Raw genomic sequence first — 22,155 nt, forward strand, 5'->3', positions numbered from 1 at the left:
CGTCAGTCCTCTGGTCGGTGTGGCAAATCGTGTCGTCGGCCCCCTGGCCGGTGGAGTCCACACGATCGCGCGGACTCCAATGCACGCTTCATAGTAATGCGGCACCCATGGTATGCGCCGATGCGCGGCAACCCACTCCGGTATGTCGGCGCGGCCTCCTGGCCTGCGGCCGGGCGCAGAGCCCATGCGATAACCGCGTGGGCTCTGCTCGACACGACCAGCGATCGCACGTACCGACCGTGCACACCAGTTCGCACTGTGATCGAATTGATGTACCGCGCTCATCATGGAGAGTGGTGTGCCGTACACATTCTCGGCACAGGCCCACAAGAGGGCAAATGCACCGAATCGCCAGACATACCACAGCTGCCTCGGTAACAGTTGTTGCGGCATCACAATAACGGGGGACAGCATCGGGAAAAGGAGTACCGGGCAGCGTGATCACGAGATTGACGCCACAGGACACGGCGTTCTACCGACTCGAGCCGAGCAGTAATCCGATCCACATAGGCTCCTTGGCGATCGTCCGGAATACCGACCCCGGCGACAGCACCGGTGTGTCGATACTGGATTACGACCGGTTGGTCGATCTGGTGGAGAGCCGGCTTGCGCTGGTGCCGCGATATCGCCGCAAAGTGCGTGAGATCCCGCTGTCGCTGGGGCGTCCGGTCTGGGTCGAGGACAGCCGATTCGATATCACCTACCACATCCGGCGTTCGGCGCTGCCCGGACCCGGCACCGAGGAGCAACTACACGAGCTTATCGCCCGACTCGCCTCCCACCCGTTGGATCCGACCCGGCCGCTGTGGGAGATGTATCTGATCGAAAGGCTCTCCGATGGCCGCTGCGCGATTTTCACCAAGTCGCATTCGGCCCTGGTGGACGGGGATGCCGCATTGGAGATCGGTCATGTGATCCTCGACTCGGGGCCCGCACCGCGCGAGCTGGCCACCGACTCCTGGATCGCGCCGCGTGAACCCGGCGACATCGAGCTGTTGGTCGGCGCGCTGGCCCACATCGCGACACAACCACGCAGGGCGCTGGAGGTGGCCCGCGACGCGAGCGCGGACGCGTTCGCGGTGCTGGAGACGGCGAGCAAGGCCGTGGAATCGGCGGTCTCGGCGGCGCTCGCCATGGTGACCGGAGCGCCGCACTCCCCACTGAACACCCAGACCTCCCGGAACCGACGCTTCACCGTGGTGCGCACCGAACTGGAGGACTATCGCACGATCCGCAAGCGCTTCGGCTATTCGATCAACGACGCGATTCTCGCTGTGGTCACCGGTGCGCTGCGCAGCTGGTTGTTGTCGCGCGGTGAGGCACTCACCGAATCGGCGACGCTCCGGGCGGTGGTGCCGATGTCGGTGTACGTCGAAGGAGCCAACGGCAACCATGCCCGGTCGGGGAGCGAGGTGTCGTCGTTTCTGATCGATCTTCCGGTCGGCGAGCCGAATCCGGTGATCCGTCTGTCGCACATCGCGCATGCCACCGAGTTCCATGGCCGCCAGTGGCGTGGCGTTCGCGCCCGCACTCTCGTGCACTTGGCCGGATTCGCTCCGGCGAGCCTGCATGCGATGAGCGTGCGCGCAGCGAGTACCTTCGCAGAGCACACATTCAACTTGGTGATCACCAACGCACCGGGTCCGCAAACGCCGATGTACATCGGCGGTGCGCGGATGCTGGAGATGTACCCGGTGTCGCCACTGCTACGCAATCAGGCGTCGAGCATCGGGATCACGTCCTATGACGGGCGTGTCTTCTACGGGCTCAACGCCGATCGCGACGCGATGGCCGATATCGGTGTGCTCGCCGCGGCGGTACGCGATTCCATGGAGGAGATGCTCGGTGCCTGCGTCTGATCAGAAGAAGCTGCGGGTCTACATTCCGGCGACAGTGGCGATGCTGCGTGAGCTGATCGCCCGCCGGGAACTGGCCGCTATCGGCGGAACCGCGTTCGCGGTGACGCCCGCGCTACGCGAAGCCTATGCCGTCGGGGACGACGAGGAACTCGGCGAGGTAGCCATGAGCGAGGCCGCCCGCGCGTCGCTACGACTGCTCGCCGCCGAGCGGGAGACGATGAGCGGACCCGAAGCAGACCTCGAACCGGGGAATCCCGACGAGGCCGCACTCGGCACCAGCGGCGGCCCGATCTATCGCCGTGCGGTAATCGCCGCCGATGTGACCGGCGCGAAACTGCGACCCGACCTCGATGACGCAGTGGTCCGGCTGGCGGGCTCTATCAGCTACCAGCAGATCGCCTCGGTGCACGTCGACCTGGCCGATGCCGAACCGCAGGTCGCCAAGGCCGTCGATGTGGTCGACGCCGCCGACCTAGGCGACCTCGACGCCGAGTTCGTGCTCGGCGACGCCGAAGACCACCAACTGGCCTGGTACGCGGCCCAAGAGCTGCCGTTTCTGCTCGAACTGCTCTGAGTCGTGAAGCACTGTTCGACGAGAAGCACTGTTCGACGACTCGACGAACGCAGCAGCCCCGGCGTTGCGCACAAAAGCCGGACGGAACACATCGTTTCGCCGGCTCCGCCGAGGGGCGAACTCGGCCATTTCGACACCGAGATAGTAATAGTGTTAAAAACATATCTCCGCCGATAAGTTAAAAACATATCTCCGCCGATAAAAGGGTTAACAAATATATCTCTATCACGAGATCCCACCTGCGGTTTTGCAACCCAACATAGAGTGGTTTATGTGGCTATCTCGGATATCAAGAAATACGCGCATCTCACCGAGGCCGATGTGGCGGCACTCGGCGCGGAATTCGACGCGATACGACGCGAAATCGAGGCCTCGCGCGGCGAGCGCGACGCGAGGTACATCCGCAATGTCATACGGCTACAGCGGACCCTCGAGGTCAGCGGTCGAGCAGTGCTCTTCGCGAGCCCCGTGCGCGCTGCCTGGCTGACAGGCGTGGCACTGCTCGGCACTGCCAAGATCATCGAGAACATGGAGATCGGGCACAACGTCATACACGGGCAGTGGGACTGGATGAACGATCCGGAAATCCACTCCAGCTCATGGGAATGGGACACCTCCAGCCCGGCCGAACACTGGAAGCGTGCGCACAACTACCTGCACCACACGTACACCAATGTGCTCGGCATAGACAACGACATCGGCTTCGGCATGCTTCGGGTGACGCGCGATCAGCCCTGGAAGCCGTCCCACCTGGGCAACCCGGTCTACAACCTGCTGCTGCAAGTGCTCTTCGAATGCGGCATAGCGGTCCTGCACCTGGAACTGGACAAAGTGATGGAGGGCGAATACCCGCGGGGCACGCCCGAACACGCCGAGTTCAAGCGCAGAGGTAGCGAGGTGCTCGCCAAGGCGCGTAAACAGATTCTCAAGGACTACGTGTTCTTCCCCGCGCTTACCGGTCCAGCGTTCTTCTCCACACTGACCGCCAACTTCGCCGCCAACATGGTGCGCAGTTTGTGGGCGAACGCAGTGATCTTCTGTGGCCACTTCCCCGACGGCGCGGAGAAGTTCACCGAGGCCGATCTCGACGGCGAGACGCGGGGCCAGTGGTACCTGCGCCAGATGCTGGGCAGCGCCAATATCTCCGGCGGACCGCTCATACACTTCATGACCGGCAACCTGAGCCATCATATCGAGCACCACCTGTTCCCGGATCTGCCGAGCAACCGGTATGCCGAGATCGCTGTACGAGTGCGCGAGCTGGCCGATAAATACGATCTTCCCTACACCACCGGCTCACTCCCGGTGCAGTACTTCAAAGCATGGCGGACCATCTTCAAGCTGTCGCTGCCGAACAAATACTTGAGCGCCACCACCGACGACGCGCCGGAGACCGCCTCGGAACGCAAATTCGGCGGCAGCACCAGCCCCACCATTGATCCGGCGACCGGCAAACGCCGTGGTCTACGTACCGCGCTTACCAAGAGGCGGCGGTTCGCGCGGCGCACCGCGGCCGCGATGTAATGGCCGATATCGGCGTGTTCGCCACAGCGGGGCACGAGGCATATGCCGTCGACGACGACCACTCCACCAAACTAGCCGGTTATGCGGCCCAAGAGCTGCCGTTTCTGCTCGAACTGCTCTGAATCGCTATGCTGTGCGGAGGCTCGGCGAACGCCGAAACCTACGATACCGTAACCTAGCTGCTCAGGCAGCGTCCGCTCGGTGAGACAGCTGCCCACGCATCCGACGAACAGGGAGACCGACGGCAGCGATGAGTTCGAAAATGCGGGGCTTCTCCAGGCAGAGCGTCCGTGCGCGGCTGGCCGCGCACGGCGCGAATATCGCCGAGACGAATGCCACCGAACGCGGAAGTACGCTGAAGCTGCTGCGCGACGCGGTGGCATGGGTGACCACACCATTGTTGCCCGATGACTACCTACACCTGGCCAACCCACTGTGGTCGGCGCGCGAACTGCGCGGGCGCATTGTGGAGGTGCGCAAAGAGACCGCCGACTCCGCGACGCTCGTGATCCAACCGGGCTGGGGCTTCGACTTCGGATACCAGCCCGGACAGTACATCGGCATCGGCATCCTGGTCGACGGCCGCTGGCACTGGCGCTCGTATTCGCTGACCTGTCCGCCGAACTGGTCCACGCCGGAACACGGTGGCAAGCGGCTGATCTCCATCGCGGTAAAAGCCATGCCGGAAGGTTTCCTGTCCAGCCATCTGGTCAGCGGGATCCCGGTCGGCACTATCATCCGCCTCGCCGCACCGCAGGGCGGATTCGTGCTGCCGAACCCGCTGCCGGAGAAAGTGCTGTTCCTTACCGCGGGCAGCGGCATTACCCCGGTGATGTCCATGCTGCGCGCGATGGATCGCCGTGGCCTGTTCACCGATGTGGTACACCTGCACTCGGCACGGACGGCCGATGACGTGATGTTCAGCACAGAGCTGCACGCACTGCGCGATCGCCATCCGAATTTCCACACGCGGCTGCACCTCACCGCAGAGCGCGGCAAGTTCGCCCTCACCGATCTCGACACCGAAATACCCGACTGGCGCATGCGGCACACCTGGGCCTGCGGTCCCGCCACGCTGCTCGATGAGGTCGAGAGCCACTGGCGTACGGCAGACCTGACGAACCAACTGCATGTCGAGCGTTTCGAGATCGAGCGTTCCGCGGTCGGCGAAGGCGGTACGGTTACCTTCGGCAGGACGGGACGTACCACCACAGTGGATGGTGCGACCAGCCTACTGGAGGCAGGCGAGTCCGTCGGCGTGCAGATGCCGTTCGGCTGCCGGATGGGCATCTGCCAAACCTGTGTGGTCGCTGTGAATTCCGGTAGGGTGCGAGATCTGCGCAATGGCGGCGAACATCGCGAGGGGGACAAAGTGCAGACCTGTATCTCAGCGGCAGCGGGTGACTGCACGCTGGACGTCTAGTCCGCCAGGTACCCTCGATCCGGATCGAGATCGAGCAGGAAAGGATCCCGGTGGCCATCACCGATATCAAGACGTTTGCCCACCTGACGGCGACCGACATCGAAACACTGGGACAAGAGCTCGATTCCATCCGGCGATCGGTGGAATTGTCCCGTGGTGAACGTGACGCGAAGTACATTCGACGTACCATCGCTGCACAACGCGGTCTCGAAGTAGTGGCCCGCACGGTGCTGCTCGGCAGTCGAAAACGGTGGGCCTGGCTGACCGGTACCGCATTGCTATCGGTCGCCAAGATCATCGAGAATATGGAGCTCGGACACAACATCAGCCACGGGCAGTGGGACTGGATGAACGATCCGGAGATCCACTCCAGCTCCTGGGAATGGGATATGACGGGTTCCTCGTCACAATGGCGCCGCGCGCATAACTACTCCCATCACACCTACACCAATGTGCTGGGCAAAGACGAAGACCTCGGCTTCGGTATCCTGCGAATGACCCGGGACGAGCAGTGGCGACCGATCCATCTACTACAGCCGTTGGCGAACCTGCTGCTGGCCGCTACTTTCGAGTGGGGTATCGCACTGCATGACTGGGGCATCGACAAACAGTTGTCCGAGACACCACCCTGGCAGCTCGACTCGAGGCCGAACAAGGAGTTCGTGCGCAAGATCTACCGCCAGGTGGTGAAGGACTACCTGATCCATCCCGCACTCACCGGACCAGCGTTCCAGCAAACACTGAAGGCAAACGCGGCGGCCAATCTGGTGCGCAACGTGTGGGCGTACGCGGTGATCTTCTGTGGTCATTTTCCCGACGGCGCGGAGAAGTTCACTATCGAGCAGCTGGAGAACGAGACTCCTGGCGAGTGGTACTTACGCCAGATGCTCGGCAGCGCCAACTTCGAGGCTGGGCCCGCTATGGCATTCATGAGCGGCAATCTCTGCTACCAGATAGAACATCACCTGTTCCCCGATCTGCCGAGCAACCGATACCCGGAGATCGCAGCACAGGTGCGCGCCTTGTGCGACAAATACGACTTGCCTTACACTACCGGCCCCCTTGGGAAGCAGTATCTGCTCGCCTTCCGCACCATTCACAAGCTGGCACTTCCGGACCGCTTCCTGACCGCAACCGCCGATGACGCCCCGGAGACCTCCTCTGAACACAAGTTCGCAGGCATCACACTGCCGTCACTGAGTGGCGTGACACTTCCTGGCATGGAGTCCAAGCACTGGCTGCGCATCGATCCGGAGACCGGCAAACGGCGTGGGCTGCGTTGGGCACTGCACGAAGCCAAAGTCGCGCTCCAAGAGAAGGCGCGACAAGAGAAAGAGGCGCTGCGCGAGGCAAAGGCGGCACTGAAGGAGAAGGCCGCGCATGAGCGGCGGATGCTACGCACGGCCAAGCTGGCGCTTCAGGAAAAGGCTAGACAGGAACGAGCCGTACTGCGTAAGAAAGCTGGGAAAAACAAGGCATTCCACTTCCGTCAACGTCGGCGTATCGTACCGAGTCAACACCAGGTTAACAATAAGGCGATCAACACATACCTACACTCGAGTTCTTAACCTACGGTCGCGTAACCTACGATAAGGTAACCAACATGGCGATCTCGGATGTCAAAGAATACGCGCATCTCACGGAGGCCGATGTGGCGGCACTCGGCGCGGAGTTCGACGCGATACGACGAGAAATCGAGGCCTCGCGCGGCGAGCGCGACGCGAGGTACATCCGCAATGTCATACGGCTACAACGCGTCCTCGAGATCAGTGGTCGGGCAGTGCTCTTCGCAAGCCCTGTGCGTGCTGCCTGGCTGACAGGCGCAGCCCTGCTCGGTATTTCCAAGATCATCGAGAACATGGAGATCGGGCACAACGTCATGCACGGGCAGTGGGACTGGATGAACGATCCGGAGATCCACTCGAGCGCCTGGGAATGGGACAATACCGACCCGGCCAAACACTGGAAACACACGCACAACTACCTGCACCACAAGTACACCAATGTGCTCGGCATGGACGACGACATCGGCTATGGCCTGCTGCGAGTGACCCGCGACCAGCGCTGGAAGCCATTCAACCTGGGCAATCCGGTCTACAACCTGCTACTGCAGCTGCTCTTCGAATACGGCGTGGCAATCCAGCATCTGGAACTGGGTAAATTAGCGGCAGGCAGATACAAGCCGGGCAGTCCCGAACGCGCCGATTTCGAGCGCAAGCGTGGCGAGGCGCTCGCCAAGATACGCAAGCAAGTCCTCAAGGATTACGTGATCTACCCCGCGCTCACCGGTCCGGCGTTCAAGAAGACCCTGACCGCCAACCTGGTAGCCAATGCGATCCGCAATGTGTGGTCGAATGCGGTCATCTTCTGCGGCCACTTCCCCGACGGCGCGGAGAAGTTCACCAAATCCGATATCGACAATGAAACGCGAAGCCAGTGGTACCTGCGCCAGATGCTGGGCAGCGCCAATATCTCCGGCGGACCGCTCATACACTTCATGTCCGGCAACCTGAGCCATCAGATCGAGCACCACCTGTTCCCGGATCTGCCGAGCAACCGGTATGCCGAGATCGCTGTACGAGTGCGCGAGCTGGCCGATAAATACGATCTTCCCTACACCACCGGCTCACTCCCGGTGCAGTACTTCAAGGCATGGCGGACCATACTCAAACTGTCGCTGCCGAACAAATACTTGAGCGCCACCACCGACGACGCGCCGGAGACCGCCTCGGAACGCAAATTCGGCGGCAGCACCAACCCCACCATCGATCCGGCGACCGGCAAACGCCGTGGTCTACGTACCGCGCTTACCAAAGGGCGGCGGCGGTTCGCGCGGCGGGGTGCCGCCACCACCGTGCGCTGAACTTCGTCGGCTGAGCGCCGCATCCCTCTGAATGGATATGGATGCGGCGCGGCGGCGGTTCTGTGCTTGACTCAGGCGGTGCATGCTGAAGTTCTGAGCGTCTATGAGGCCATCCGACGGCGTCGTGACGTGCGCGCGGAGTTTACCGGCGAGATCATAGACGATGCCACGCTGTGGCGGATACTGGAGGCCGCACACCAAGCGCCGAGCGTCGGGAACTCGCAACCGTGGGACTTCGTGATCGTTCGTGAGCTGACAACGTTGCGTACTTTCGCCGACCACGTTACGCACAAGCGCGGCGCGTTCCTGGATGCGCTGCCGCCTGATCGCGCCGCGACGTTCGAGCCGATCAAAATCGAGGGAATTCTCGAGAGCGGCACCGGCATCGTGGTCTGCTATAATCACAGCCGCGGCGGACCGCACGTACTCGGCCGGGCTACCGTGCCCGAAACAGGTATCTATTCAGCAGTTCTCGCGATTCAGAATCTATGGCTGGCAGCTACGGCCGAGCACATCGGCGTGGGCTGGGTCTCGTTCTACGACCCCGAATACTTGGCCGAGTTGATCGGCCTCCCCGAGGGCATCCGCACGGTCGCCTGGCTCTGTGTCGGCCCGGTCCACGAATTCCAGCACCTCCCCGATCTCGAGCGCTTCGGCTGGCGTGCAGGAAGACCGCTGGCGGAAGCGATCCACCGCGAAACCTATCGCGGATGACGCTCACACCGGTATCACTACCAAAAGCTGGTGGTGTGCTGGGCACGAAGCGGAACATATTGTTCATGGTTCAACCAGGTATCGACTGGGTACGACAAGAACCAAACCGCTTCGAATTGCGGTTTGCTCGTTCTTCAGGAGGTATGTGCCATGGCCGATGTCGATGCTGTTCGATTGTCCAGCGAGCTGGGCATCGATCTGGCACAGGCGGCGTTACGCCTACGCAGAGAGGGCATCCCCGGCGAAACCAAGCACCAGACCTGCCTACGGATCATCGCCCGTGAAGCGCACCAACGGCGACAGACGCTACGACCGAGCCATGAGCCCATGCGCCGCCACCGATAGCCCCTTTCACAGCAACTTCCCCACAGTCTTCCTGACACTCAGCCGACATGCCGAGTGCCAGGAAGGGGCGGGAATCCTGTCGTCAGGCGAGGTGAATGAGCCCGTAGTCGAAGGCATGGCGCCGATAGACTACCGAGGGCCGCTCGGTCTCCTTGTCCTGGAACAGGAAGAAATCATGGCCGACGAGTTCCATCTGATAGAGGGCGTCGTCGACAGTCATCGGAGTCGCCGAGTGCACCTTCGTGCGCACGATATGACCTGGGCCTGCGGCATGATCCAGGTCTTGCGATTCGTCCGGAGCACCCTGCTCGGACATCGGCGCGGCAGGGCGTTCGAACAGGGAATCATCCACCAGAGCAGCCGTGGCTTGTGCGACGGACACCGGCGTCTTCTCCCCGTAATGCACCCTGCGCCTATCCTTGGTGCGGCGCAATCGACTCTCCAGCTTCGCGGTCACCGATTCGAATGCGGCGTAGAAGCTGTCCGCGCGGGCCTCGGCCCGCACGATGGGACCTTTTCCACGCGCGGTGATTTCGACACGCTGACAGCTCTTACGCTGACGACGATTGCGTTCGTGGAACAACTCCACGTCGAAGAGGAAGATCGACGGATCGAAGTGTTCCAAGCGGGAGATTTTCTCCGCGACGTAGATTCGGAAATGATCAGGCACTTCGACATTGCGGCCCTTGACCACGATATCGGCGCGCGGCACCCGTGGTCGTTCCGCAACAGGTTGCTCTGACGTTTCCACGGCACTGGTATCCAGTACCGAAGTAGCGGAATCTTTCGCTGAAGGACGTGAGGAATTCGTCACGCATACCTCCCGGATCTGGCCGCACGAACCGATTCCCATGCGGCGGGATTGAGCTGTGCCGAACGACAATGCGCTCGGCATACGTTGTCCGAGGCGCCACCTCCAAACTCCCGGTTCAGGTGTGTGTCCGCGACGCTAGTACGCCGATGGTCCGACCGCCAGTCTTCACGCAAATTTCCTGGAGTCAAGCAGCACAAGCAACTAGAACGCCACGTGTCCGCAACCCGGATCGGTATAGCGCGCGCACCGACTCTCGAGCCGTCGCGCCAGTGGTCAGCACGTCGTCGACCACCACGACCTCGGCATCTGCCCGTACCTCTCCGACATCGGCACAGCCAGGTGCGATGGTCACTCGCCCGCCCAGATTACGAACCCGCTCAGCAGATGTCAGGCCTACCGAGTCGCGTACCCCTCGCACCCGCAAGACCGGCGATACAGAGCTATCCGGCAGCAGCCGCGCCGCAACGCGAGCCGAGCGCAGCACTGGATCGCCACCTCTGCGCCGCACCGCAACGGCTCTGCTCGGCGCAGGCACCAGCACAAGTGGCAGGTGTGACGACCGTAGCTCAGCGAGTCCGCCGGCCAGCGCCGCTCCCAACGGCTCCGCCAGATCCCGTCGACCTCGCTCTTTCGCCGCCAGCACCGCACGACGTGCAGGTCCAGCGTAGGACGCGAGTGCCCAGCAGGGGATGCCGGGATCGACACGCGGCCATATCCGCACCGGCGGACCGGCCAGCGCCGGAGCGCAACAGGCACACCAACCAACGCCTGGACGTCCGCAGCCCGCACAGTCGACGGGAAGCACCAGATCGAGCAGTGTTCGCATCATCCGAGTGTGCACCTCACCGCTGACAGGTTCGCGTGGCCACCACGGACAGATCACTCGAACACAGGCGATAGTGCACCTTCCAGCGAGCGGTGAGATCCGATCGATTCGCCACCGTACACATCGCCGACGACCCGCGGACTCAGCCGGGAAGCACCGGAACGGCGTTCGCACCGAGGCCGGGCACCTCACGCCAGTAGGGTTGCCCGTAGTCCGGGGCCGGGGCCAATTCGAGCACGGCGCGTGAGTCGGCGACGTACTGATGCTCCGGGCTCGCACTCACCATGCGCACCGGCGCGGTCAGGTTCTGCGATGTCAATGGTGTCGGCTCCGAGCCGTCGACCGATACTGTGCTCACCGGATCGACGGTGCCCTCACGCACGACAATGATCGTATCGGCGTCCAGCCAGTCCACCGACACCGCGGCCGTGCTGAGGCCGATGACCACAGGAAGCGCGGAGGTGAGCGCCAACCCCCCGTTCGGTCTCGGCACCACGACCGCGACATAGACCTTGCCATCGGCGATCAGCGCCGCCCGCACCCCCGAACGGGAGATCCGGAGTTCGGTAATCGGTAACCTGAGTGCTGTGGCCGAGGAAGTCAACGCCAACTCCGAGATGTCGACGTCCTGTACCGAAACAGTCCCGGTGGTCCGGTTGGTGAACGCCCGGATGACACGTCTACCATCGATCACCGCCCACGCCGCACGGCCGTCAGCGGCCCATGACGGACGGGTGATGGTGAAACCTTCGGCCACCGGAAAGGCATTGCCACCGTAGGTACCGACCATCAAGGTGTGCGACGGTTCCGGCGCCGCCCTTCCTGTTTCGGCTACCCCGGCGACCAGTCTTCCGTCCAACGACAGCGCCGCGGACTGCAGGTTGTTCACCCCGCCGAAGTACCCCAGGGTCGGTATGCTGCCACCGGTCTCGCTGACCTGCACCAGCCCACCGCCGCGCAGGGCGTGCAGGCCGGTCTTATTGCGTAAGAATGTGGCCGGATTGAACCGTTGCACATCCCCGACAGTCCACCCGTTCGCAGCGAACCGCTCGTCCAACGGCTTACCATCGGCGAGCAGCATGTAGGGCCCGAGAATATCGGCACCGGACAGCGTGAGCACTATCTGGGCAGCCAACAATTCACGATCGTGCGGACTCAGCATCGACGCACCGGCGAGATCGATTCTGACACCGCCGAGTCCGATACCGACATCGTTAGGATCGCCATTGATCTTGGTAATGGTGTCACGCAGCGATACCGGAACCAGCTCGTTGCGCAACACAGACGCGAGCACGGGCTGCGGCCCCTTGATCAATGCACCGAGCAACCGCTTGGGCAATTCGCTCTTCGCCACCGACATCCAGCGCAGGTCCGGGACGAGGGTGTCTCCACTCGGGTCGACAAAATACAGCACATAACGCCGATAGGACTTGAAAAACGCGGTGGAGTCCATCACAACGCCGTTGGGTAGATCGTCGATGCGCCATTCACCGTCGACCTTGGTCAATTCGATCTTGTTCTCGATCATGACGAGATCGTCGCTGGGCCGATACGCTCCGTCCCCGGCCAGTTCGCCGACCTTGCGTGCCCGGATCCGGTAGGTGGCTTTGTCACCGGAGCGCGATTCACGCAGCGTGTCCGGTTTCTCGACGATCACGATGCCCTCCGCGTCGTTCCACTTGACGGAGGCCGCGGGCGTCATGTACTGGCGAGCAGCTAGATGTCGGTTGGCCGGATCCGCGGTGGCCTGGAGGAAGTCGCGCACCAAGAGGTCGGGATCGCGGTTCTCCAGCGGCTGCGGTGGTCCCTCCGGAGTGGGTTCGGGCTCGATAGTGCCCAGTGCCTCCGGCGCTGAGGACTCGGGCAAGCTGGCACACGCGGTGAGCGCCAGCAGGACCGCCATAGCTGCGGCACCGAGCACAGCCAGTCGCTGCGCCCGCGCAGATCTGACACTTATTTTCATGGTTGTCTGTCACCGGACTCGAGTGCCCCACCGCTATCGGCCTGCGCCGAATCGGACACCTGCGATCCATTCGAACCAGATACAGGCATATCTACGGACGGAGCTTCATCAGAAAGGCCGATCGTATCATCCGGCGAGGCATGTGATGTTACCGAATGGTGCTGCGCTGCCTCGGCCGCACTCGGCTCGGCGGTGTCTGCCCTGACGACATCGAGCTCCGTGGCCGCCGTATCCACCTCCGCCATAGGGGCAGCGGCCGATTCCGGGGCAGTCGGCCGCGTGCCGGAGGGCTCCGTAACGTCCACCGCCGCTACGGCACCCCGGTCAGCGGACGGCTCCTGCTCAACCTTGGGCATCGCCCTACGGGCTGGTTCCAGCGACAATGGGCTCGGGCCGAGTTTCTTACCGCGGACCAACGGTAGCGTCAGACGGAAGCTGGCGCCGACCCCGACCTCGCCCCACGCATCGAGCTTGCCTTCGTGCAGATTCGTATCCTCCGCGCTGATCGACAGGCCGAGGCCGGTACCTCCAGAGCGGCGCATCCTGGACGGATCCGAGCGCCAGAACCGATTGAAGACCAGTTTCTCCTCACCGGGTCTCAAGCCGACACCCTGATCGCGCACGACGACGGCGACCGCATTGGCGGCGGCGTCGCCACGCATCTGGATCAGCACCGGCTTGCCCTCACTGTGATCGATCGCGTTGGCGAGCAGATTGCGCAGCACTCTTTCCACCCGACGCGGGTCGACCTCGGCGACCAGGGGCTCCTCCGGCAGATCTATGATCATCTCTATCTCAGCGTCCTTGGCCAGATGCCGCACGGTGGAGATCGCGGCCCGCGCGCACATTCGCACGTCCAAGGATTCGACCTGGAGCTCGGCGACACCTGCGTCGTGACGGCTGATCTCCAGCAAGTCGTTGAGCAGACTCTCGAACCGGTCCAGCTCGTTGACCAGCAGCTCAGCGCTACGAGCCAACGCGGGATCGAGGTCGTCACTGCTGCTGTGGATCAGATCGGCGGCCATGCGCACCGTGGTGAGCGGGGTGCGCAGTTCATGACTGACATCAGAGGTGAACCGACGTTGCAGATTGCCGAATTCCTCCAGCTGAGTGATCTGGTTGGACAAGCTCTCGGCCATCTCGTTGAAGGCCTGCGCCAGCCGCGCCATATCGTCCTCGCCACGCACCAGCATGCGTTCCTTGAGCCTGCCATCAGCGAACCGGCCTGCGATTCGCGCCGCGGAGCGGATCGGCAGGACCACCTGTCTGGTGACCAGTGCGGTGATCGCGGCCAGCAGCACCAGCAACACGATGCCGCCGACCAGCATGGTGCCGCGCATCAACGACAGGCTGCGCTCCTCACTGGCCAACGGGAAGATCAAATAGATCTCCAAGGTCGGGATCTCAGTGCTCGGGCTGCCGATGATCAGTGCGCGGCCACTGTAGCCATCTGCGTCGACAACCGTGGCGAACTGGTAGCTGACCTGATTGCGCTGAACGAACCGGCGGAGTTGCTCGGGTATCTCGTGGATCGGACCGATGGGGATCTGCTGGGGCGGCATGCCACCGATCACGCTCAACGCCGCATCGAAACTATCCGCGGTGCCGAGAGCTTGACCGGTGGCGCCGCGATTGGACAGCGCGTTGCGAGCGTCCTCCATCCGCTGCGGTTGGGTGCCGATGTCGTGTACGCCGACAAGCTGGCCTTCCACTGTGTTGCGGGCCTGGTCCATCTCCTCGACTGCCGCGTTGATCTTGGCATCGAGTAGCCGATCGGTGATCTGACCGATCAACACCACACCGAGAAACATGATGACGATCAGTGACAGAGTCAGCGTCGACACGATGACGCGTAACTGCAGCGATCGGCGCCAGAGATGCCCCAAGGCAGTGCCGACCGCTTGGAACCAGGTCACCGACGACGTCAGTGATCGACGAAGACGCGCGATCACTCTACCGGTGCCTGATCTCCGGCCGCTACGAGGGCCGTTGTGGTCACGCAAACTACCGCCTCCGGGCCCTCGGCTCAGGCTGGATCATGGCGGTCCGGCCTTGTAACCGACACCACGGACGGTCAACACGATCTCCGGATTCTCGGGATCCTTCTCGACCTTCGCCCGCAGCCGCTGCACATGGACGTTCACCAGCCGGGTATCAGCGGCATGCCGGTAACCCCAGACCTGCTCCAGCAGGACCTCTCGGGTGAACACCTGGCGCGGCTTGCGTGCCAACGCGACGAGCAGATCGAACTCGAGCGGCGTCAGCGAGATCTGCGCGCCGCCACGGCTGACTTTGTGCGCGGGCACATCGATCACGATATCCGCGATCGAGAGCAGTTCGGCGGGCTCTTCCTCGGTACGCCGCAGGCGAGCCCGGACGCGGGCGACGAGTTCCTTAGGCTTGAATGGTTTGACGATGTAATCGTCAGCGCCCGACTCCAGACCCAGCACAACGTCGACCGTGTCGGTCTTGGCTGTGAGCATCACGATCGGAACCCCGGAGTCGGCCCGCAGCACCCGGCATACATCGATGCCGTTCATACCGGGCAGCATCAGGTCCAGCAAAACCAGGTCCGGGCGGATTTCGCGCACCGCGGCCAGGGCCTGTGTGCCGTCGCCGACCACATGCGGGTCGAACCCTTCCCCGCGTAAGACGATCGTTAGCATCTCAGCGAGTGCCATATCGTCGTCGACGACCAGAATCTTCGGCTTCATAACTACTATGTTGTCATCTCCCAGGCCAAGATCGGGCCGCCACGCCAACACTGGTGCCGAACCCAGGACACAGCCAACCTCATCGGCCACCGATTTCGGCGATCCGCGCGGTCAACATGGCTGGATCGTCACCGGATCGGTATATCCACCAGGGTCCGTACCAGCTGCGTTCGGCCAGTTCACGGTACACTTCGCCGGTTCGGCGCTGCAGACCGCCGTTACGTTCGTAAGCATCGAGCGCACGGGCGGGGTCGAGTTCGCCTCGTCTGCGGGCGCGCTCGGTCGCAAGCTCGGTGGGAACATCCAACAGCACCTGCAGCGCGGGCTCGGGCAGGGCGAATCTGCCGAACTCCAATTCGCCTACCCAATTCACGATTCCGCCGTCCGCCGGCTGTCCGAGCCGGGCAGCAGAGTAGGCGGCATTGGAGGCGACATAGCGGTCGAGGAGCACGACGTCGTTGTCAGCCAACAGCTTCGTCAGCTCGTCGCAGGCGTCCGCGCGGTCCAGCGCGAAGAGCAACGCCATACCACTGACCGAATCGGCGAGATCACCGTGCGCACCACGCAGCGCCTCTGCGGCGAGATCGGCGTGCACCGAGACTTGGTAACGCGGGAAAGCCATCGCCGCGACACGCACCCCACGCCCACGAAGTTCGGCGGCGACTCGGTCGATCAATGTCCGTTTGCCCGCGCCGTCGAGGCCTTCGACCGCAATCAGCACTCCCATAGCCAGGCAGAGTACCCTGCGGCCCGTCTACTGCCGACTGGGGCTGACCAGTGCGGATTCCCGGTTCGCCGCGCTATGCGCGCAGACGGGGAACATCAGGCCGCCGTCCCGCCTGCCGGTCGGCCGACGAGACGCCGAAGCCCACAGCCGACGGGACGCCGAAGCCCAGATCAGTAGCGGTAGTGCGGCGGCTTGTACGGGCCCTCCACATCCACACCGATGTACTCGGCCTGGTCCTTGGTGAGCTTGGTCAGCTCGCCACCGAGCGCCTCGACATGAACTCGAGCGACCTTCTCATCCAGGTGCTTCGGCAGACGGTAGACCTCGTTGTCGTACTCGTCCGGCTTGGTCCACAGCTCGATCTGGGCGATCACCTGATTGGAGAAGCTGTTCGACATCACGAACGAAGGGTGCCCGGTCGCATTGCCCAGGTTGAGCAGGCGCCCCTCCGAAAGCACCAGGATCGAACGACCGGTGTCCCCGAAAGTCCACAGGTCGACCTGCGGTTTGATCGCCGATCTCGTTGCACCGGAACGCTCCAGTGCCGCCATATCGATCTCGTTGTCGAAGTGGCCGATATTGCCGAGAATGGCCTGGTCTTTCATCGCTCTCATGTGCTCGAGGGTGATGATGTCCTTGTTTCCGGTCGCGGTGATGACAATATCGGCCGCACCGATCGCCTGCTCCACAGTCACCACGTCGTAGCCGTCCATCAGCGCCTGCAGCGCGTTGATCGGATCGATCTCGGTGATCTGCACCCGAGCGCCCTGCCCGGCGAGCGATTCCGCGCAGCCTTTACCCACATCGCCGTAGCCGCAGATCAATACCTTCTTGCCGCCGATGAGCACATCAGTACCGCGGTTGATGCCGTCGATCAGCGAGTGACGGGTGCCGTACTTGTTGTCGAACTTGCTCTTGGTGACCGAGTCGTTGACGTTGATCGCCGGGAACACCAGCTCGCCCGCCGCCGCGAACTGGTAGAGCCGCAGCACGCCGGTAGTGGTCTCCTCGGTGACACCGCGGACCGAATGAGCGATTTCGTTCCACTTGCCCTTGTCGGTCTCGAGGCGCTCACGCAGCAGGCCGAGGAACACTTTGTACTCGGCCGAGTGCCCCTCTTCCTCCGGCGGCACCACACCGGCCTTCTCGAACTGCGCGCCGCGCAGCACAAGCATGGTGGCGTCGCCACCGTCGTCGAGGATCATATTGGCCGGCTCCTCCGGCCAGGTGAGCATCTGCTCGGCAGCCCACCAATATTCCTCCAGGGTCTCGCCCTTCCAGGCGAACACCGAGACGCCCTCGGGCTCTTCGACAGTGCCATGCGGGCCGACTACTGCCGCGGCTGCCGCATGGTCCTGGGTGGAGAAGATATTGCAGGAGGCCCAGCGCACCTGAGCACCCAACGCCGTCAGCGTCTCGATCAGCACCGCGGTCTGCACGGTCATATGCAGCGAGCCGGAGATACGCGCCCCCTGCAACGGCCGCACCTCGGCGTACTCACGGCGCAGCGCCATCAAACCGGGCATCTCGCGTTCAGCGAGACGGATCTCCTTCCGGCCGAAATCGGCCAACGACAGATCTGCCACCTTATAGTCGATGCTGTTGCGGACATCGGCGGTCAACGATGCGCGTGCGGGAATTTCTGAGGTGGTCATCAGCCTCTCCTGGTTCGGCAAGTACCAAGGCAAGGCTAGTCCCCGCGCAACGGATATGGGCTACGTGGTCACCCCGTGCGCCGCGAGAATCCGGTTCCGTTTACGCGGCTGGATGTTCGCCAACGTCACATCACCGCCATAGTGGGCGAGAACGCGCGCGTCCATCACCCGCCGCCATAACGGTGGGATAACGGCGAGCACGATCATGGCGGAGTATCCCGCGGGCAGTTGCGGCGAACGTTGCGAGGTGCGCAGCGTCTGGTAGCGGCGGCCCGGGTTGGCGTGATGATCGCTGTGGCGCTGCACATGGAACAAGAAGATGTTGGTCACCAGGTGATCGCTGTTCCAGCTTTCGCGCGGAGAGCAGCGTGCATACCTTCCGTTCGGGTGACGCGCCCGCAACAGGCCGTAGTGCTCGATGTAGTTCACTGTCTCCAGCACGCTGAAGCCGACGACAGCCTGCAGCAAGAGCCATGGCAGCACCTGGTAGCCGAATGCCGCGACCAGAGTGCCGTACAGCACCGCGGTCATCGACCACGCCTGCAGAATATGGTTGTCGACGCTCCACCAGCCCTTGCCCTTGCGCGCGAGGCGCCCGCGCTCCAGGGCGATCGCGGAACAGAAGCCCCCGGATACGCTACGCGGCAGGAATTCCCACAGCGACTCCCCCAACCTGGCACTGGCCGGGTCTTCCGGCGTCGCCACCCGCACGTGGTGGCCGCGATTGTGTTCGACGAAGAAGTGCCCGTAACCGGTCTGAGCGAGAGCGATCTTGGACAGCCAGCGCTCCAGCCGCTCGGATCGGTGCCCGAGTTCGTGGGCGGCGTTGATGCCGATGCCGCCTGCGAGTCCGAGCGTGACAGCCAGACCGAGCTTGTCGATCACGCTCAGCTCGTCACCGGCCAGCATGGCGCCTGCGATCGCAAGCCCGAGCAGCAAGACCGGGATCATCAGATAGGTGCACCATCGGTAGTAGCGATCATTGGACAGCAGCTCGTAGTCCTCATCCCTCGGATTGTTGCCGTCCACTCCGATGACCAGGTCCAGCACCGGAATCATGACCAGTACGACGATCGGGCCGATCCACCAGAAGATCTCGACACCGGTCTGGTACACCAGCTGCGACGGTAACAATGCGGACATGGGTGCGAGCAGGCCGAAGGGCCACAAATAACGTTTGGGATCGGGCGTGCCCGTTGATCTGCCAGCCGTTCGCACTCTGCCCCACTAGATAAAGACCTGAACTTTGACGCCTGTGCATACTGGCAGACTTTTGTTCATTTTGTTCTCTGGGCCCCCCTGCACCGCTCAATTGTGACAACGATCATAAACCGTATGGTCGGTTTTCACAATGGGCGCGAACAGCCCCGCGACCAGTGGCCGCGGCGGTTCAATCCCGCGCCCGCTCCGCGAGGATCGCTTCGATATAAGGGCTCAGCAGCACGCTCAGTTCGGTGGATGCGTCCTGATCCGGACCGGGCGGAGTAGGAATGTAGCTGAAGGCGATTCGCACCAGCGCGTGCGCGATCACATTTGCTTCAGCGGCCGTCGTCGCCATCCAGCTGTGCTGAAAAACCTGGGACAATCGCGCGGTCGCATGTTCGTGTAAAGGAGCGGCATCGAGCGTGATCAACCGCAACAAATCCAACTTCGCTTCGCCCGCGATCAGTGACTGGAGCAAAGGGTCAGCGGCCGCGTCGACAAAGAAACTGGCCACACCGTCCCGGAGTGCGACCCGGACGTCACCGACGTTCCCTACGATCCCAGCCGCCACATGGTCGACCAAATCGTCGGCCAAACGCAGAGCATATGCCTGGGTGAGGCCACTACGCGAGCCGAACTCATTGTACAGCGTCTGCCTGCTCACCCCGGCTTTGGCCGCGATATCGCCGAGAGTGATCTTGGACCAGTCCCGTTCGCTGAGTAACTCACGCATCGCGTCCAGAAGTGACGTTCGTAGTAACTCCCGCGCGGCCTCCTGATAGGGAATTCTATTTCCGTTACGCGGCATACCCGCGACATTGTCATGGGCACCGGGAACAGTCAAAATCTCACGACCGCTCGATTTCGACCATATAGAAATCCGCCTTGGCCGCACCACAATCCGGGCAGGTCCAGTCGTCTGGAATATCTTCCCAGCGGGTGCCCGGTGCGATACCGTCCTCCGGCCAACCCATGGCCTCGTCGTATTCGAAGCCGCACTGGATACATTGGTAGAGCTTGTATGGGGTCATCGTCCGAGCTCTATCGGTTCGAAGTCGATCTTCTCCCGCACGCCACAGTCAGGGCAACACCAATCATCCGGCACCGCTCCCCACCGAGTACCCGGAGGAAATCCCTCGCGCGGAGCGCCTTTCTTCTCATCGAAGACGTACTCGCATACCGGGCAGCGGTATGTGCTCACGCTGCGCCCTTTCTCCGTGTGAGCGGAGCTCTGTGGAACCACGCTCCGCTGCCACCTCCAGCCTCGGCCACTCACGCCGCACCCCTTTCCATATGAACTCACTTCACCGCCTCCAAGGCCTAACCGCTCATGCTGCGCTCCATTCAGCATGAGCGGGGCCCTGTGTGACCACGCTTCGCTGCCGCATTCAAGGTCCGACGGCTCATGCTGCGCTCCATTCAGCATGAGCGAGACCTCGCGTGGTCACACGCCGCTGCCTATTCCGGATCCGACTCTCATGCTGTGCCTCTCTCAGCATGGGCGGAGCCCCCTTGGGTGGCAGCGGTGCCATAGTGCGCGAGCACCTTGTCCCGCTTGGCGGGAGCTATGTTCGCGCGGGTGATATCACCGCCATAGTGTGCCAGCACCCGCTTGTCCATGACGCGGCGCCACAAAGGCGGGACATAGGCGAGCAGGACCATGCTGGCGTAGCCGCTCGGCAAACTCGGCGCACCATCCCAGCTACGCAGCGTCTGATAGCGCCGAGTCGGATAGGCGTGGTGGTCGCTGTGCCGTTGCAGGTGGTAGAGGAAGATATTGGTGACGAGATGGTCGCTGTTCCAGCTGTGCACCGGCGCGGGGCGCTCGTAGCGCCCATTCGGCGTGCGCTGCCGCACCAGACCATAGTGTTCCAAATAGTTGACCGCCTCCAACAAGCTGAAAGCGATCACGGCTTGTAGCACCAGATAGGGCAACAGGCCGAGGCCGAATACCGCGAGCAGTGCCACATACAACACCGCCGACATCAGCCACCCGATGAGCACCTCGTTCCGTAAGCTCCACGGTCGCGTTCCGAGCCGCCGCAGGCGAACCTCCTCCAGCCGCCAGGCTGATTTCAGACCGCCCGATACGGTGCGCGGCAAGAAAGCCCAGAACGTCTCACCCATCCGAGAACTGGCCGGATCCTCCGGTGTCGCAACCCTGACGTGGTGGCCGCGGTTGTGCTCGATGTAGAAGTGCCCATAGAACGACTGCGCCAATGCGATGCGCGACAACCACCGTTCCAGGTCCACCTTCTTGTGGCCGAGTTCATGCGCGGCATTGATACCGACACCACCGACGATGCCGACCGAGAGGGTCAAACCGATCTTGTCCACCACATGCAGGCCGTCATCCATACCGAGCCAGCCCACCGCATCGGCGGTGAGCAGATAAGCGGCCATGATCAACGTCGCGTACTGGAACGGCAAGTACAGATAGGTGAGGTAGCGGTAGTACTTGTCGTTCTCCAGATACTCCATCACCTCATCGGGCGGGTTGGAGCCGTCTGGACCGAAGAAGAGGTCGGCCACCGGGATCAACATGTAGACCAGGATCGGACCGAACCAGAACGGCACCTGCGCGAGGCGATGCCAGCCGAGTTCGTTGAATGCCCAGATCAGCGGAAGTCCGATCGTGAACAAGCCGGTCGGCGCGAACAGCGCCCACAGCCATAGGTAACGCTTGCTATCACGCCATGCGGATACCTCGACCTGGCCTGCGGATTCGCCAACCTCCTTCGAGGCTACTGAAGTAACCGCATCTGTCAGGTGCGTTGACTTCGCCGACATTGCCGTCTCCCATCCACAACGCGATGCGTGTGATGCAACATACTTTCCAGATAGACAATATCTGCATATTTGTCGTATGTCTAGACAAAATTATTCGTATGTAAAGCATGGAACGGGCAGAAGGGCCGCCAGGCACCGCACCGAATGGCGCGGTGCCCGAT

The 22,155-nt window shown here is 62.6% G+C and carries 21 protein-coding genes; 9 read left to right on the forward strand and 12 right to left on the reverse strand.

Annotation, left to right across the window (positions count from 1 at the left end; genetic code table 11):
* Nucleotides 1-437 precede the first annotated feature (437 nt).
* The 9 genes from ACX4ZE_RS06005 to ACX4ZE_RS06045 all read left to right on the forward strand — a co-directional run bounded on the left by ACX4ZE_RS06005 (nt 438) and on the right by ACX4ZE_RS06045 (nt 9,302).
* The gene (locus ACX4ZE_RS06005) at nt 438-1,859 is read left to right on the forward strand and encodes a WS/DGAT/MGAT family O-acyltransferase (RefSeq protein WP_480272305.1); all 1,422 of its coding nucleotides are present in this window, start codon (nt 438-440) and stop codon (nt 1,857-1,859) included.
* A 40-nt stretch (nt 1,860-1,899) separates the two neighbouring features.
* Nucleotides 1,900-2,433: a DUF6912 family protein gene (locus tag ACX4ZE_RS06010; RefSeq protein ID WP_480272529.1), complete on the forward strand. Its 534-nt coding sequence runs from the start codon at nt 1,900-1,902 to the stop codon at nt 2,431-2,433.
* Nucleotides 2,434-2,706: 273 nt separating this feature from the next.
* Nucleotides 2,707-3,957, forward strand: a complete 1,251-nt coding sequence (locus ACX4ZE_RS06015; RefSeq protein WP_480272306.1) for a fatty acid desaturase family protein — start codon at nt 2,707-2,709, stop codon at nt 3,955-3,957.
* The gene (locus tag ACX4ZE_RS06020) at nt 3,957-4,079 is read left to right on the forward strand and encodes a hypothetical protein (RefSeq protein WP_480272307.1); all 123 of its coding nucleotides are present in this window, start codon (nt 3,957-3,959) and stop codon (nt 4,077-4,079) included. Before ACX4ZE_RS06015 ends, ACX4ZE_RS06020 begins: the two co-directional genes overlap by 1 nt.
* 128 nt (nt 4,080-4,207) lie before the next feature.
* A complete protein-coding gene (locus ACX4ZE_RS06025) occupies nt 4,208-5,380 on the forward strand; it encodes a ferredoxin reductase (RefSeq protein ID WP_480272308.1) in 1,173 nt (390 codons plus the stop codon).
* Nucleotides 5,381-5,430: 50 nt separating this feature from the next.
* A complete protein-coding gene (locus ACX4ZE_RS06030; RefSeq protein ID WP_480272309.1) occupies nt 5,431-6,948 on the forward strand; it encodes a fatty acid desaturase family protein in 1,518 nt (505 codons plus the stop codon).
* Nucleotides 6,949-6,983: 35 nt separating this feature from the next.
* Nucleotides 6,984-8,243 (forward strand): fatty acid desaturase family protein, encoded by a 1,260-nt coding sequence (locus ACX4ZE_RS06035; RefSeq protein ID WP_480272310.1) that lies wholly within the window; start codon nt 6,984-6,986, stop codon nt 8,241-8,243.
* 78 nt (nt 8,244-8,321) lie between these two features.
* A complete protein-coding gene (bluB, locus tag ACX4ZE_RS06040) occupies nt 8,322-8,957 on the forward strand; it encodes a 5,6-dimethylbenzimidazole synthase (RefSeq protein ID WP_480272311.1) in 636 nt (211 codons plus the stop codon).
* A gap of 150 nt (nt 8,958-9,107) precedes the next feature.
* Nucleotides 9,108-9,302, forward strand: a complete 195-nt coding sequence (locus ACX4ZE_RS06045) for a hypothetical protein (protein WP_480272312.1) — start codon at nt 9,108-9,110, stop codon at nt 9,300-9,302.
* Nucleotides 9,303-9,384: 82 nt separating this feature from the next.
* Here ACX4ZE_RS06045 and hpf read toward each other — a convergent pair whose 3' ends face one another.
* The 12 genes from hpf to ACX4ZE_RS06105 form a co-directional block, all read right to left on the reverse strand.
* Nucleotides 9,385-10,053 (reverse strand): ribosome hibernation-promoting factor, HPF/YfiA family, encoded by a 669-nt coding sequence (gene hpf, locus ACX4ZE_RS06050; RefSeq protein WP_480272530.1) that lies wholly within the window; start codon nt 10,051-10,053, stop codon nt 9,385-9,387.
* Between the two features lie 247 nt (nt 10,054-10,300).
* A complete protein-coding gene (locus ACX4ZE_RS06055) occupies nt 10,301-10,945 on the reverse strand; it encodes a ComF family protein (protein ID WP_480272313.1) in 645 nt (214 codons plus the stop codon).
* A 139-nt stretch (nt 10,946-11,084) separates the two neighbouring features.
* Nucleotides 11,085-12,905, reverse strand: coding sequence for an MtrAB system accessory lipoprotein LpqB (gene lpqB / locus ACX4ZE_RS06060; protein WP_480272314.1), 1,821 nt, complete (start codon nt 12,903-12,905; stop codon nt 11,085-11,087).
* Nucleotides 12,902-14,821 (reverse strand): MtrAB system histidine kinase MtrB, encoded by a 1,920-nt coding sequence (gene mtrB / locus ACX4ZE_RS06065; protein WP_480272315.1) that lies wholly within the window; start codon nt 14,819-14,821, stop codon nt 12,902-12,904. Before mtrB ends, lpqB begins: the two co-directional genes overlap by 4 nt.
* A gap of 120 nt (nt 14,822-14,941) precedes the next feature.
* Complete coding sequence (mtrA, locus tag ACX4ZE_RS06070) at nt 14,942-15,619, reverse strand: MtrAB system response regulator MtrA (protein WP_039800350.1); 678 nt, start codon at nt 15,617-15,619, stop codon at nt 14,942-14,944.
* Between the two features lie 79 nt (nt 15,620-15,698).
* Complete coding sequence (locus ACX4ZE_RS06075) at nt 15,699-16,346, reverse strand: dTMP kinase (RefSeq protein ID WP_480272316.1); 648 nt, start codon at nt 16,344-16,346, stop codon at nt 15,699-15,701.
* Nucleotides 16,347-16,516: 170 nt separating this feature from the next.
* Complete coding sequence (ahcY, locus tag ACX4ZE_RS06080) at nt 16,517-18,001, reverse strand: adenosylhomocysteinase (RefSeq protein ID WP_480272317.1); 1,485 nt, start codon at nt 17,999-18,001, stop codon at nt 16,517-16,519.
* A gap of 60 nt (nt 18,002-18,061) precedes the next feature.
* On the reverse strand, nt 18,062-19,144 hold the full coding sequence (locus ACX4ZE_RS06085; protein WP_480272318.1) for an alkane 1-monooxygenase: 1,083 nt from the start codon (nt 19,142-19,144) through the stop codon (nt 18,062-18,064).
* Between the two features lie 247 nt (nt 19,145-19,391).
* Nucleotides 19,392-20,012, reverse strand: coding sequence for a TetR/AcrR family transcriptional regulator (locus ACX4ZE_RS06090; protein ID WP_480272531.1), 621 nt, complete (start codon nt 20,010-20,012; stop codon nt 19,392-19,394).
* Between the two features lie 40 nt (nt 20,013-20,052).
* A complete protein-coding gene (locus ACX4ZE_RS06095; RefSeq protein ID WP_480272319.1) occupies nt 20,053-20,235 on the reverse strand; it encodes a rubredoxin in 183 nt (60 codons plus the stop codon).
* Complete coding sequence (locus ACX4ZE_RS06100; RefSeq protein WP_480272320.1) at nt 20,232-20,405, reverse strand: rubredoxin; 174 nt, start codon at nt 20,403-20,405, stop codon at nt 20,232-20,234. The genes ACX4ZE_RS06095 and ACX4ZE_RS06100 overlap by 4 nt, the downstream gene beginning before the upstream one ends.
* Before the next feature lie 275 nt (nt 20,406-20,680).
* Nucleotides 20,681-21,994 carry an alkane 1-monooxygenase gene (locus ACX4ZE_RS06105; protein WP_480272321.1) on the reverse strand — a complete coding sequence of 438 codons (1,314 nt, stop codon included), beginning with the start codon at nt 21,992-21,994 and terminating at the stop codon, nt 20,681-20,683.
* Nucleotides 21,995-22,155: the final 161 nt, after the last annotated feature.

The organism is Nocardia sp. TBRC8007 (assembly GCF_056629435.1).